The sequence below is a fragment of the Pseudotabrizicola sp. 4114 genome (assembly GCF_031457365.1).
Classification (GTDB): Bacteria; Pseudomonadota; Alphaproteobacteria; order Rhodobacterales; family Rhodobacteraceae; genus Pseudotabrizicola.
In genome coordinates, this window is record NZ_JAVDWP010000004.1 from 431,082 (window position 1) to 443,573 (window position 12,492).

15 protein-coding genes are annotated in these 12,492 nt (G+C 65.5%); 1 reads left to right on the forward strand and 14 read right to left on the reverse strand.

The features are described 5' to 3' along the window. Positions 1-104 precede the first annotated feature (104 nt). From urtB to J2X53_RS12325, 5 genes are all read right to left on the reverse strand, one after another. On the reverse strand, positions 105-2,066 hold the full coding sequence (urtB, locus tag J2X53_RS12305) for an urea ABC transporter permease subunit UrtB (protein ID WP_349037776.1): 1,962 nt from the start codon (positions 2,064-2,066) through the stop codon (positions 105-107). Positions 2,067-2,129: 63 nt separating this feature from the next. Further along, positions 2,130-3,407, reverse strand: coding sequence for an urea ABC transporter substrate-binding protein (gene urtA / locus J2X53_RS12310; RefSeq protein WP_349037777.1), 1,278 nt, complete (start codon positions 3,405-3,407; stop codon positions 2,130-2,132). Between the two features lie 406 nt (positions 3,408-3,813). Next, positions 3,814-4,458, reverse strand: coding sequence for an urease accessory protein UreG (gene ureG, locus J2X53_RS12315; protein WP_349037778.1), 645 nt, complete (start codon positions 4,456-4,458; stop codon positions 3,814-3,816). Further along, a complete protein-coding gene (locus J2X53_RS12320) occupies positions 4,455-5,090 on the reverse strand; it encodes an urease accessory UreF family protein (RefSeq protein ID WP_349037779.1) in 636 nt (211 codons plus the stop codon). Before J2X53_RS12320 ends, ureG begins: the two co-directional genes overlap by 4 nt. A 9-nt stretch (positions 5,091-5,099) precedes the next feature. Beyond that, positions 5,100-5,687, reverse strand: coding sequence for an urease accessory protein UreE (locus tag J2X53_RS12325; RefSeq protein ID WP_349037780.1), 588 nt, complete (start codon positions 5,685-5,687; stop codon positions 5,100-5,102). Positions 5,688-5,794: 107 nt separating this feature from the next. Here J2X53_RS12325 and J2X53_RS12330 point away from each other — a divergent pair, with 107 nt between their 5' ends. Then, positions 5,795-5,965, forward strand: a complete 171-nt coding sequence (locus J2X53_RS12330; protein ID WP_349037781.1) for a hypothetical protein — start codon at positions 5,795-5,797, stop codon at positions 5,963-5,965. A 7-nt stretch (positions 5,966-5,972) separates the two neighbouring features. Here the strand turns inward: J2X53_RS12330 and ureC are convergent, their stop codons facing one another. The 9 genes from ureC to J2X53_RS12375 all read right to left on the reverse strand — a co-directional run bounded on the left by ureC (position 5,973) and on the right by J2X53_RS12375 (position 12,467). After that, a complete protein-coding gene (gene ureC, locus J2X53_RS12335; RefSeq protein ID WP_349037782.1) occupies positions 5,973-7,724 on the reverse strand; it encodes an urease subunit alpha in 1,752 nt (583 codons plus the stop codon). Positions 7,725-7,740: 16 nt separating this feature from the next. After that, on the reverse strand, positions 7,741-8,055 hold the full coding sequence (locus tag J2X53_RS12340; protein WP_349037783.1) for an antifreeze protein: 315 nt from the start codon (positions 8,053-8,055) through the stop codon (positions 7,741-7,743). 12 nt (positions 8,056-8,067) lie between these two features. Beyond that, complete coding sequence (locus J2X53_RS12345; RefSeq protein ID WP_349037784.1) at positions 8,068-8,373, reverse strand: urease subunit beta; 306 nt, start codon at positions 8,371-8,373, stop codon at positions 8,068-8,070. A gap of 10 nt (positions 8,374-8,383) precedes the next feature. Further along, positions 8,384-8,956 carry a HupE/UreJ family protein gene (locus J2X53_RS12350; protein ID WP_349037785.1) on the reverse strand — a complete coding sequence of 191 codons (573 nt, stop codon included), beginning with the start codon at positions 8,954-8,956 and terminating at the stop codon, positions 8,384-8,386. Between the two features lie 13 nt (positions 8,957-8,969). Continuing rightward, positions 8,970-9,272 carry an urease subunit gamma gene (locus J2X53_RS12355; protein ID WP_349037786.1) on the reverse strand — a complete coding sequence of 101 codons (303 nt, stop codon included), beginning with the start codon at positions 9,270-9,272 and terminating at the stop codon, positions 8,970-8,972. Positions 9,273-9,299: 27 nt separating this feature from the next. After that, complete coding sequence (locus tag J2X53_RS12360; RefSeq protein WP_349037787.1) at positions 9,300-10,130, reverse strand: urease accessory protein UreD; 831 nt, start codon at positions 10,128-10,130, stop codon at positions 9,300-9,302. 164 nt (positions 10,131-10,294) lie between these two features. Further along, positions 10,295-10,939, reverse strand: a complete 645-nt coding sequence (locus tag J2X53_RS12365) for a sugar transferase (protein ID WP_349037788.1) — start codon at positions 10,937-10,939, stop codon at positions 10,295-10,297. Positions 10,940-11,091: 152 nt separating this feature from the next. Next, positions 11,092-12,012 carry a ribokinase gene (gene rbsK / locus J2X53_RS12370; protein ID WP_349037789.1) on the reverse strand — a complete coding sequence of 307 codons (921 nt, stop codon included), beginning with the start codon at positions 12,010-12,012 and terminating at the stop codon, positions 11,092-11,094. A 2-nt stretch (positions 12,013-12,014) separates the two neighbouring features. Then, positions 12,015-12,467, reverse strand: a complete 453-nt coding sequence (locus tag J2X53_RS12375) for an RbsD/FucU domain-containing protein (protein ID WP_349037790.1) — start codon at positions 12,465-12,467, stop codon at positions 12,015-12,017. Positions 12,468-12,492: the final 25 nt, after the last annotated feature.

Here is a 12,492-nt window from a genome sequence, read left to right on the forward strand (position 1 = left end):
GGACCGGGGGCCAGCCCCCCAGTCCATTGGTTTCTTGAACCAATGGCGAAGCCAATGGCCTGCCCCGGAGTATTTTTGCCAAGATGAATGGAAAGGCATTGCCATCAATCCCCCGCCGCGCGGCCCTTGAGGGCGATGATGCCCCTTGGGCGGAACTGGATGAACAGGATGATGAACAGGATCATGTAGGTCTGGGCGGCCAGGGTGTTTGAGGGGTTCAGGAACTCGATGCCCTTTTGCAGCGTGCCGATCATCAGCGCCCCGGCAAGGGTGCCCCAGATATTGCCGACGCCGCCGACCACAACGGTCATGAAGCTTTGCACGATATAGTCGTTGCCCAGTTCCGAGGTGACCTTGGCAAACAGGCCGATGGCGATGCCCGCGATGCCTGCGATGCCGGAGCCGAGGCCAAAGGTCAGCATGTTGATCCGGTCGGGGTTGATGCCCATCGAAGCAGCCATTGACGGGTTTTGCGTCACGGCGCGCACCTCCAGCCCCAACCGGGTGCGCTTCATCAGCCAGAGGAAGAACAGCAGGAACACCAGCGCCAGCACGAAGATCGCGACGCGGATATAGCTGATCGACACGATGTCGTTGAAGCTGAGCGCGCCATCCAGCCAGGCGGGCGAGGTCAGCGGCCTTGCTTGCGTGCCAAAGATGTTCTTGGCCAGCTGTTGCAGCGCAATCGAGATGCCGAAGGTGGCGAGCAGCGTTTCCAGCGGGCGCTTGTACAGGTGGCGGATCACCAGCCGCTCCATCGCGACCCCGGCGGCGAAGGTGACGGCAAAGGCCAGCGGCAGCGCCACGATCAGCGACAGGGTATAATTCGGGATGAACAGCTGCACCACATAGCCGGTGTAGGCCCCCATCATGATGAACTCGCCATGCGCCATGTTGATCACGCGCATCACGCCAAAGGTGATCGCCAGACCGATGGCGGCCAGAAAGTAGATCGAGGCGAGCGACAGCGCATCCAGCGCGAGGTCCGCCACCTGCATCGAGGCCAGCTTGACCTCGATGCCGGTCAGCACGGCCTGTGCGGCGGTGGTGATGGTGGTATCGGGTTCGGAGTAGGTCTCGACAAAGCGGTGACCGGCGACGATCTGGGTCACCTCTTCATCGGTGGCGGCAACCGGCACCGTGCCCGCCTCTTCCAGCAGAGTGTAGGCGCGGTTGCGGGCGGTCTGGCTGTTCAGCTCGGCCAGCGGGATGCCCGCAACCGCGCCGTCCACGATATTGGCGGCAAGCGAGGCCTTGAGCTCGGCGGTGGTCAGCCGGGCCGGGGCAAGGTTGGCGGCGACCAGCAGGTCATAGGCCTCCACTTCGGTCAGATCGCTGCCGGGATCAAGCTCGCGGGCGATGTTGCCCTCAATCGCAGTTCCCAAGGGGGCGGCGCGGCGGGTGGTGGCCAAGAGCGGGTTGAGCGCGGCGCGCAGATCAAGGCCAAGGTCGCCGGAAAAGCTCTCGACGGCGGCGATGCGGGTGGCGGCATCGGGGTCAAAGCGCAGGGTGAGCAGGCGGTTGAGCCGGTCCTTTTGCGTGCGCAAGCTGGGGTCGGCCTCGGCCTCGATCGAGGCGCGGAGCGGTTCCAGCAGTTCGGGCGCGGGGTCGCGGGCGATGGTGGTGAGCGCCGCCGCGCGGCGCGCCGGATCGGGATCATTGAGCTGGAACTGCACCAGCGCATTGGCGATCACCCCGCGCACCCCGGAATTGGGGCGCAGCTCGGTGATATCGGCGCGTGGCGCGGTGCCCGCGTCGCTGCCATCGAGCAGGCGCAGGGCGTAGCCATCGGCCGAATCCGAGATCAGCACGAACACGCCGTCGCTTTTGCGCACCCCCAGCCCCCGGTTGGCCCAGGCCGACAGGATCACGGTTGCCTGCGGGTCCCCGCTGGCGGCCAGGGCCGCGATCACCGGGCCGATGGTCTGGCGCGACGGCTTTTCGATCTGAGCGCGGTTGTCCTCGACGATGTCAGCGGCAGAGACGGGCGGGCTGGTCTGCGCGAGCGCCGCTACGGGCATCAGCGACAGCAGCGCAAGAACAAGGGCGGCGAGGGCGGCGCGCATGGGTGGGCCTTGTGGTTTGGGACGGGAGGACGGGAGGGGGCAAGCCCCCTCCCGTCAGGTCGATCAGTAGTTGGATTTGATCTGAACGCAGGTCTTGGTCTCGGTGTTGTACATGCCGCAGTCCAGTTCGGCCCAGTCTGCCTCCAGCACCGCCGATTCCGGCAGGAAGTCGGTCCAGGCGTCGCCGGGGACAGGTTCGGTGGACGACACGATGTCGAACTGACCGTCGGCCCGGATCTCGCCGATCAGCACCGGCTTGGTCAGGTGATGGTTGGGCAGCATCTTGGCAATTCCGCCGGTCAGGTTCGGGGTCTCAAGGCCATACATCGCCTCGCGCACTGCATCGACATCGGTGGTGCCAGCCTTTTCAACCGCCTGAACCCAGAGGTTGAAGCCGATCACATGCGCTTCCATCGGGTCGTTGAACACGCGGTTTTCGCCGGCAAAGGCTTTCCACTTGGCGATCCATTCGGTGTTCAGCTCGGATTCCGCCGACTGGAAGTAGTTCCACGCCGCCAGATGGCCGACGAGGTTGGAGGTGTCGAGGCCCGACAGTTCTTCCTCACCGACCGAGAACGCGACAACCGGAATGTCATCGGCCGAGATGCCTGCGGCGGCCAGTTCCTTGTAGAAGCCGATATTGGCATCGCCGTTGATGGTCGAGATCACGCCGACCTTTTTGCCATCGGCCCCCAGAGCGACCACATCGGCGACGATCTTGGACCAGTCGGAATGACCGAAAGGCGTGTAGTTCACAAAGATATCAGCCTCGGCGATGCCTTTGGATTTCAGATAGCTGTCGAGGATGTTGTTCGTGGTGCGCGGATAGACATAGTCGGTGCCAAGGAGGGCGAATTTCTCGACGCCCAACTCCTCAAGGAAATAGTCGGTGGCCGGGATCGCCTGCTGGTTTGGCGCGGCGCCGGTGTAGAACACGTTTTTCGACGATTCCTCGCCCTCGTACTGCACGGGGTAGAACAGCAGCCCGTTCAGCTCTTCGATCACCGGCAGCACCGATTTGCGCGACACGGAGGTCCAGCAGCCGAACATCACGTCGACATCCGACACCGTCATCAGCTCGCGGGCTTTTTCGGCGAACAGCGGCCAGTCTGATGCCGGATCGACCACCACGGCCTCCAGCTGTTTGCCCAGCACCCCGCCCTTGGCGTTCTGTTCGGCGATCAGCATCAGCATCACGTCTTTGAGCGTGGTTTCCGAAATCGCCATCGAGCCCGACAGCGAATGCAGCACCCCCACCTTGATCGTCTCATCCTGTGCGATGGCCTGCCCTGCCGTCATGGCAATGGCAGAAGCCAGCAGCGCTCCCTTGAAATTCGACATGGTTTTCCCTCATTGGGCCGCGCACAGGTCAGGCGACCGGTCCCTCCGGGTCGGCCTGTCTTTGCGCGGCAATTCTGTTGCACCCCGTGCTGTGGTGTCAGGCATCTGGTCCTGACCGCCACCGCACATCCTTTTTTCTTGTGCCCTCCGAAACCGGCTGGCCCTGTCACGAAAGCGTCATTGCCGCAGTGCGGCAAGGTGCGCTGCGCGTGGGGGGGCGGTCAGGTGCAGACGTAGCGGCGATTGCCGGTAAATTAAGCGTCGCAGCCCCACCACGCGCAGTTTCCGGGCAGACTTGAGCAAATGCCCGCGATTCGAGCGCTGGAACTGATTGCAAATTGATCAAAAGTAAAAACCCCGGATCAGCCGGGGTTTTGCCTGATGCGGGATGAAAAACCGGGGCCTGTCAGAGTGCGTTTACCGCGTCCTCGACCGGGCGCAGGACCAGCCCGCCCTCTCGTTCCAGAAAGGCCACCACCTCGGCCACCCCCCGCCCCTTGCGCAGTTGCGCCATGATATAGGGGCGCGCCCCCCGCGCGCGGGCGGTGTCGGCTTCGAGCAGAACCGGGTCCACGCCGACATGGGGGGCAAGGTCGGTCTTGTTCACGATCAGCAGATCCGACCGCGTGACCCCCGGCCCGCGTTTGCGCGGAATGTCCTGCCCCGCAGCGGTGTCGATCACATAGATGGTGATGTCAGCCAGTTCCGGGCTATAGGTCGCGGCCAGATTGTCGCCGCCGGATTCGATCAGGATCAGGTCCAGATCCGGGTGCAGACGGCGCAGATCGGCAATCGCGGCCAGATTGATGCTGGCATCCTCGCGGATCGCGGTATGCGGGCAGCCGCCGGTTTCCACGCCGCGGATACGGTCAGCAGGCAGCACCTGCGCGCGCAAAAGGTATTCGGCATCTTCGCGGGTGTAGATGTCATTGGTGATCACCGCCATCGAGCACCGGCTGGCAAGCGCCCGCGCCAGATGCTCGGTCAGGGTGGTCTTGCCTGCGCCCACCGGGCCGCCGATGCCGACGCGAAGGGGTCCGTTCACGCTCATGTTCGAAATATCCTTACATCCATGGTTTCATGCGCCATTGCCGACAGATCAGCGCCAAGTGCCGATGCGCCCAGATCATCGAGGGTCAGGGCTGTGACCTCTTGCGCCAGGGCGTCAATCAGCGGGTGCAGCGCCGTCAGCACCCCCTGCCCCGCGACCTGCCCCAGCGGCATGAAGCGCATGGCGACCGAGGTCAGGTTGCTGGCAAAAGCGTGCAGATACAAGGCCGCCACCTGCGCCACCGGCAAGGCCAGCCTCGCCGCCGCCTCGCCCACCGCGACCGGCAGGCAGCGCGGGGGCAGCGCCCGCCCGGTCAGCCCCGCGACGGTCCGGGCGAATGCGGTGCCCTGATCCAGCGTCTCGGTCAGCCGCTCGGTTGAGGGTTGCAGGGCGCGGGCCAGAGCATCCAGCTGGTCATGATCTGCGCCGTCCTGCAGCGATTGCACCAGCAGGATCGCATCCTGCCGCCCCGCGCCAAACTCCAGCACGTCGGCCAGCCAGTGGCGCAAGGCCACCGCATCGGCCACCTGCCCGGTCGAAATTGCCGACTCCAGCCCGTGCGAATAGGCAAATCCGCCGGTCGGAAACGCCGGGGACAGCCATTGCACAAGGGTCAGCAGATCGCGGCTCATCGCTGGGGGTCAGCTTTTGGGATGCGGGTGGGGGTGGCTGTGACCGCCATGGCCGTCATCGTGGTCATGGCTGTGGGCGTGACTGTGAGAGTGGCTGTGCGCGTGGCTCTCAGCATGGCTGTGGCTGTGCGCATGCCCGTCCGCCGGGCCATGGTCATGCCCCATCGGGCGACCCATACCATAAGCCCCGACCTCTGGCGCAAAGGGTTCTGACGTGGCCCGCACCCCAGCCCCCAACTGGCGCAGCATCGCCTCCAGCACATGATCGGCGCGGATCACCAGCCGGTCCGGCTCCACCTGACACGGCGTGTGGCGGTTGCCGATATGCCAGGCATAGCGCGCAAGGTCGGCCCCCGTGATCTCCAACACCGCCTCTTCGGCCGCGACCACCTGAATGGTACGGCCATCTGCCAGCTCGAACCCCCAGAAGGCATCCAGATTGGTCACCTCGGGCAGATCGACCAGAAACCCCTCGTCATGCACGGTGACCAGCCGTTTGCGGCGGATCAGCCGTTCGTCATAGGTCAGCACCACCACGTCATGGCAGGTGGCGGGCGCGTCCTTCAGCAGGCGGCGGGCGGCGGACAGATCGGTCATGGCTTATCCTCAGGTCAGAAAGAAATCGGGGTGCGCCCGTTTGGCAGGAATTCGTTAACCACTTGGCGGCAGACTGTCATGGAACAGACCATGAATCGGAGGGTATGATGCAGACACCGAACCTTGCAGACGAACTGGCCGAGGTCCGGGCGCAGCTGGCCCGGCTGCAACAGCGCGAACTTCAGCTGCAAGAGGCGATTTACCGCGCCGATGGCACCCCCGCGCCGCTGCGTCCCGGCTGGCCGATCCGGCGGATCAGCAGCAACGCCCTGCACTGACCCCCGGTCAGTACAGGAAATAGCGCTGCGCAAGCGGAAGCTCCTCTGCCGGTTCGCAGGTCAACAGCACCCCATCGGCCCGCACCTCATAGGTTTCCGGGTCAACGTCGATCTGCGGTGTGGCCGAGTTCAGCTTCATATCGGCCTTTTTCACACCGCGCGTGCCCTTGACCGCCACCGTCTCTTTGGCCAGTCCCAGCCGCGCGGCGATGCCGTCATCCTGCGCCGCCTGACTGACAAAGACCACCGCGTTGCGCTCCACCGACCGGCCATAGGCGCCGAACATCAACCGGCTGTGCACCGGCTGCGGCGTCGGGATGCTGGCATTGGGGTCGCCCATCTGCGCCACCATGATCACGCCGCCCATCAGCACCATTTCCGGCTTGGCCCCGAAAAACGCCGGGTTCCACAGCACCAGATCGGCGCGCTTGCCAACCTCGATGCTGCCGATGTGCTCGCTGATCCCGTGAATGATCGCCGGGTTGATGGTGTATTTCGCGATGTAACGCCGGACGCGCAGGTTGTCATTGGCACCCTGCTCGCCCTCCAGCCGGCCACGTTGCAGCTTCATCTTGTGGGCGGTTTGCCAGGTGCGGGTGATTACCTCACCCACGCGGCCCATGGCCTGACTGTCGGACGACAGCACCGAAAACGCGCCCAGATCGTGCAGAATGTCTTCGGCAGCAATGGTTTCGCGCCGGATGCGGCTTTCGGCAAAGGCCACATCCTCGGGCACCTTGCGGTCAAGGTGGTGGCAGACCATCAACATATCCAGATGCTCTTCGATGGTGTTGACGGTGTAAGGCATCGTCGGGTTGGTCGACGACGGCAGGATGTTTTGCGAGCTGACCACCTTGATGATGTCGGGCGCATGGCCGCCGCCCGCGCCTTCGGTGTGAAAGGCGTGGATGGTGCGGCCCGCGATCGCCTTTATGGTGTTCTCGACAAAGCCGCTCTCATTCAGCGTGTCGGTGTGGATCATCACCTGCACATCCATCGCCTCGGCCACCGACAGACAGCAATCAATCGCGGCCGGCGTGGTGCCCCAATCCTCATGCAGCTTCAGGCACGACGCCCCCGCCCGCACCTGCTCCTCCAGCGCGGCGGGCAGCGACGCATTGCCCTTGCCGGCAAAGGCCAGGTTCATCGGCAGCGCATCCGCCGCCTGCATCATCCGGCCCAGATGCCAGGGCCCCGGCGTGCAGGTGGTGGCCAGCGTGCCATGCGCGGGGCCGGTGCCGCCGCCCAGCATGGTGGTCAGACCCGAATGCAGCGCATCATCAATCTGTTGCGGGCAGATGAAATGGATATGCGCGTCAAAGCCGCCTGCGGTCAGGATCCGCCCCTCGCCCGCGATGATCTCGGTCCCCGGCCCGATGATCACATCCACCCCCGGTTGGGTGTCGGGGTTTCCGGCCTTGCCGATCACCGCGATCTTGCCATCGCGCAAGCCCACGTCAGCCTTGTAGATGCCGGTATAATCCACGATCAGCGCGTTGGTGATCACAGTGTCCATCGCCCCCGCCGCGCGGGTGATCTGGCTTTGCCCCATGCCATCGCGGATGACCTTGCCGCCGCCGAACTTCACCTCTTCACCAAACATCAGCCCGTTGGCCCCAAAGGTCGCCGCCCCGCTGCGCTCGGCGATCAGATCACGCTCCACTTCGATGATCAGATCGGTGTCGCCCAGGCGCAGCCGGTCACCCACCGTCGGGCCATACATATCGGCATAGGCGGCGCGGGAGATCACAAACGGCATCGGCGGAACCTTTCTGTCAGAACGGGGTTTTGGGTCCGCTGCGGGTCAGGCGGCGGGCATTGGCGGCGGTGGCGCGTTTGACCGGGGCAAGCGCAGCCTCGGCGATATCGGTGGCAGATCCGCCCGAGAGGGCGGATTTTTGCGCGGCGGCCCCGGCCTTGATCCCGGCGCGCATCTTCTCAGAGACCATGCGGGCGTTTTCGCTGGGCGACACGGTCCAGACCCCGGCCATGCCCATCATGCGCATGGCAATCACGCTTTGCGCCTGCGCCAGCATCGTGGCGGTGTTCATCGACAGGCGCATCAGATCGAACGGGGAAAACGGCGGCATGGGCAAAAGCTCCTACAAAGCGCCCATCACTTGGGCGTTAAAGCCATAGACATGCCGCGCGCCCGCCAGCGGCACAAGCCGAACCTCGCGGGTCTGGCCCGGCTCGAACCGCACCGCGGTACCGGCGGGAATATCCAGCCGCTGGCCGCGCGCGGCATCGCGGTCGAATGACAGGCCGGGATTGGTCTCGGCAAAGTGGTAATGGCTGCCGACCTGCACCGGGCGGTCGCCGGTATTGGCGACCACCAGCACCGTCACCGCTGCCCCGGCATTCAGGGTGATGTCGCCCTCGGCGGGGAAAAGCTCTCCGGGAATCATGGGGTTATCCTTATGCAATGGCCAAAGCGAGGCCCGCGAAAGCGGTACCTGCGCCAAGCGCGCGGGTGGCCATCCGCGCCGAGAGTGCATTCAGCGCAAGGCCAAGGCCAAGCCCCGCAAGGTGCAGCGCCATGGTCGAAAGGGCAAAGCCTGCGGCATAGGTCAGCAGACCTGACGCCGGGCCTTCGGTGCCATGGGCATGGCCGTGGAACAGGCCAAAAACCGCCACCACTGCCAAGCCCACCGCCATAGGTGCGCGCCACGCCAGCGCCGCCAGCAGCCCGGTCAGCACGATCGACGCCAGAATCATCGGCTCCACCCCCGGCAGAGCGATCCCCGCAGCCCCCATTCCGCCGCCCGCCAGCATCGCGCCGACAAACCCCAGCGGCAGCGCCCAGAGCGCGCGACCGCCGGTCACGGCAGCCCAGAGACCCACGGCGACCATCGCCAGCACATGATCGGCCCCGCCAACCGGGTGCATCACCCCGGACAGGAACGCCGGGCTGTCATGATGGCCTACATGCGCCAGAGCCATCTGTGGCAGCACAGCGATGGCCCCGACCGTCAGCAGCAGTTTTTTCATCTCAAAGCCTTTCTCAGCGGATCGGGTGGTGAACGGTGACAAGCTTGGTGCCATCGGGAAACGTGGCCTCGACCTGCACGGAATGGATCATCTCGGGCACGCCGAGCATGCACTGATCGGCGGTGATCACGCCCGCCCCCGCCTCCATCAGATCGGCGACGCGGCGCCCGTCGCGCGCGCCTTCGACCACGAAATCGGTGATCAGCGCGATGGCCTCAGGGTGGTTCAGCTTGACGCCCCGCGCCAGCCGGCCACGGGCGACCATGGCGGCAAGGCTGATCAGCAGCTTGTCTTTTTCGCGGGGGGTCAGGTTCATGGTCTCTCCTTTACATCTGCCAAGCCGTCACACCTGCCAGACGCGCGGCAGGGGCGCACCCCGGCGCAGCACGGCAAGGCATCGGGCAATCTGGCGGCGCAGCGGCCAGCCATCCACCGCCATCATCCGCAGCATCAGGCGGCCCTCGGGGGCAGAGGCGGCAGCGGTGACGCCGGGTTCATCCAGCACCGCGCGCACCGGGCCCAGCAGATCGGCGACACCCTGCCCCAGCATCGCGAGCGAGGCAAAGGCCCGCGCGCCGCCCAGCCCCGCCGCCCCGGTCTGCAAGGCGCGATCGGACAGCGCCAGCGGCTCCACCATCACCGGGCGGCCCGCCTGGCGGATCTCGCGCCAGTCGCGCAAGGCAATCTTCGCCACCGTCTCGCCCATCGCGGCCCGGCCCAGCACCACGCTTTCCAAGAGCAGGCACCCCGCGCCGGGCGCAAGGTCCAGCACGGTGCGGCGGTCAAGGCGGCAGTCATCAAACAGGATGGTTTCCTGCGGCAACCACTCCAGCCAGCCGCCCGCGCCCACCTCCATCGTGACCCGCACCCGCGCGGCACCGCCCAAAGAGCGATAGGCCCGTTCCGCCGTCTGGGTGGTGGCCACCGCCCGCCCCTGTGGCCCCAGCTGCACCGCATAAGACAGCATATCACCGCCGGTCAGCCCGCCGGAGGTGTTCAGGAAAACCACCTCTGGCATCCCATCGCGGCCCCGGGCGCCATGCGGCAGAATGCACTTGGCCGATCCCTGCTGGCGCAGGCCGGTCAGCCGCATTCCCGCAGGGCCACAGACAAGTGCTACCGAGGCTTCGCCCCGGCTGCGCTGCATCGGCTCGGTGATGGGTGCTGCAAACATGGTCCCCCGCTTTGCCACAGGCTGCGGCGGCACGACGGCAGGCTCAATGCGCGATCTGGGGGGACGGGTGGGTCAACGGGATGCAGAGCGCATCATCGCCCAAAGCGCATGCGGTATGCCCGGAATTTCAGCGCAGTTGAAACAAGACTGCGCCAACTGCCCGATCAATACGCACCCCGCGCCAGAGCAACCGCACCAACGGTGCGAAAGATCAACGCAAGGTCGCCGCGCAGGCTCGCCGATGTCAGGTAATCGACATCCAGCGCCACCATCTCGTCAAAGCCGATGTCGGCCCGCCCGGACACCTGCCACAACCCGGTCAGCCCCGGCAGGCCCGCCAGCCGCTGCAAGGCCTGCGGCGAATAGAGCGCCACCTCTTCGGGCAGCGCCGGGCGCGGGCCGACCAGCGACATCTCGCCCCGCAGCACGTTCCACAATTGCGGCAACTCATCCAGAGACGAGCGGCGCAGGAACCGGCCGATCGGGGTCACGCGCGGGTCGTCCTTGTGCTTGAAGCACAGGCCGGTGCGATCAGATTGCGCCAGCAGCGCCGCCCGGCGCGCCTCGGCATCCGGGTACATGCTGCGGAACTTGACCATGCGAAAGCGGCGGCCATTCTGCCCGACACGGGTCTGAAAAAACAGCACCGGGCCGGGTGATGACATCCGGACTGCAAGCACCAGCAGCAGCACCAGCGGCAGCAGAACCGGCAGCGACAGCAGGATCAGACTGACATCGAGCGCGCGTTTGTGGCGCGCGGGGGCAAGGCTGGAAACGGCGAGGGGCCGTGACACAGAAAGGGCGGACATTGGCAGCATCCCCAAGACGCAGGACAGGTTCCCGCGAAGGCTGCTCATACGCCCGAATCTGCTCAGATCTCAGGGGAATTTTAAACCTGGCGTAACCATGACCAGAAAGTGACGCCACGTCAGACACGCTGTGGTTGCGCCCGGCTGGATCACTACCCGCGCAAGAAGACTTCCACCTCGGAACGGGTCGGCATAGAACTGGCCGCGCCGTGCCTGGTGACTGAAATTCCCGCCACTGCCGCACCAAAATGCAGCGCCTGTTCCATCGCCGCCCCTTGCGACAAAGCCACTGCCAGACCGCCGTTGAACGCATCCCCCGCCCCGGTGGTATCGACCACCGGACCGGACGCACGGGCGGGTACATGATGGCTGCGGCCATCCTTGCGATAGAGCACGCCCTTTTCGCCCATCGTGATGATGGCCGCCCCCACGCCACGCGCGATCAGCCGGTCGGCGGCGGCTTCGGCATCGGTGAATGTGGTCACGGTCACGCCGGTCAGCCCTTCGGCCTCGGATTCATTGGGGGTGATCAGGTCGCACAGCGACAGCATCTCATCGGTCAGGGCCGCCGCCGGGGCCGGGTTCAGGATGGTACGCACCCCTGCCCCACGCGCGATGCGCAGCCCGTGTTCGGCGGCGTCCAGCGGTTGTTCCAGCTGGGTCATGAACAGCCCCGCGCCTTCGATCAGACCGCGCCGCGCCTCGACATCAGCCACCGAGATCCGGGCGGCGGCGCCCTGCGCCACGATGATCGCATTCTGCCCGGTCGCGGCCTCAAGGAAAATGAACGCCGACCCGGTATAGCTGTCGGGGTCTTCGGTTACGTCCGGAGTCACCCCGGCGTCGCGCCACAGATCGCGGGCCATGTCGGCAAAGGCATCGCGGCCCAGCCGGGTGATGATGTGAACATCCCCCCCGGCCCGCGCCGCCGCAACCGACTGGTTGGAGCCTTTTCCCCCCGGCCCCAGCCGGAAATGCTGGCCCAGGATCGTCTCGCCCAGACGGGGCAGGCGATCAGCGCGGTAGGCGGCATCGGCGACAAAAATCCCAAGGATGACAATCTGTTGCGACATGGCTACGCCTCTGGCCCGATTACACCCTTGCGCAGCATGATGCAGCCGTAAAACCGCCGCTCACCGGTCTGGATCACCGCATAGGCGCCTTTGGCCAGATCGTAAAAGTCAAAGCGTTCGATCCCCGGCAGCGGGCGGTGCTTGCCTTCGGCATGGTCCACCTCGACCTGCACTTCGGCCTGCACCTCGGGCACGGCAGAGGGGTCGCCCACCACCTGCATCCGCCCTGCAAAATGGGGCACAAACGTATCCAGCGGCAGCACCGACAGGATCGCCTGCACCGCCTGCGCCGAGGTCAGATTCTCCATCCGCAGCAGCTTGCCGACGGGGGTGGTGCGCGCAATGCTGTCGGCGGGAAAGTTGGTATCGACCACGACAATGTAGTCGCCATGCCCCATGGCACGCAACGTTCCCAGAACATCGGCATTCAGCCGATGATCAATCCCTTTCAGCATGGTCGTCCCTCCCGCTGCGTCACAT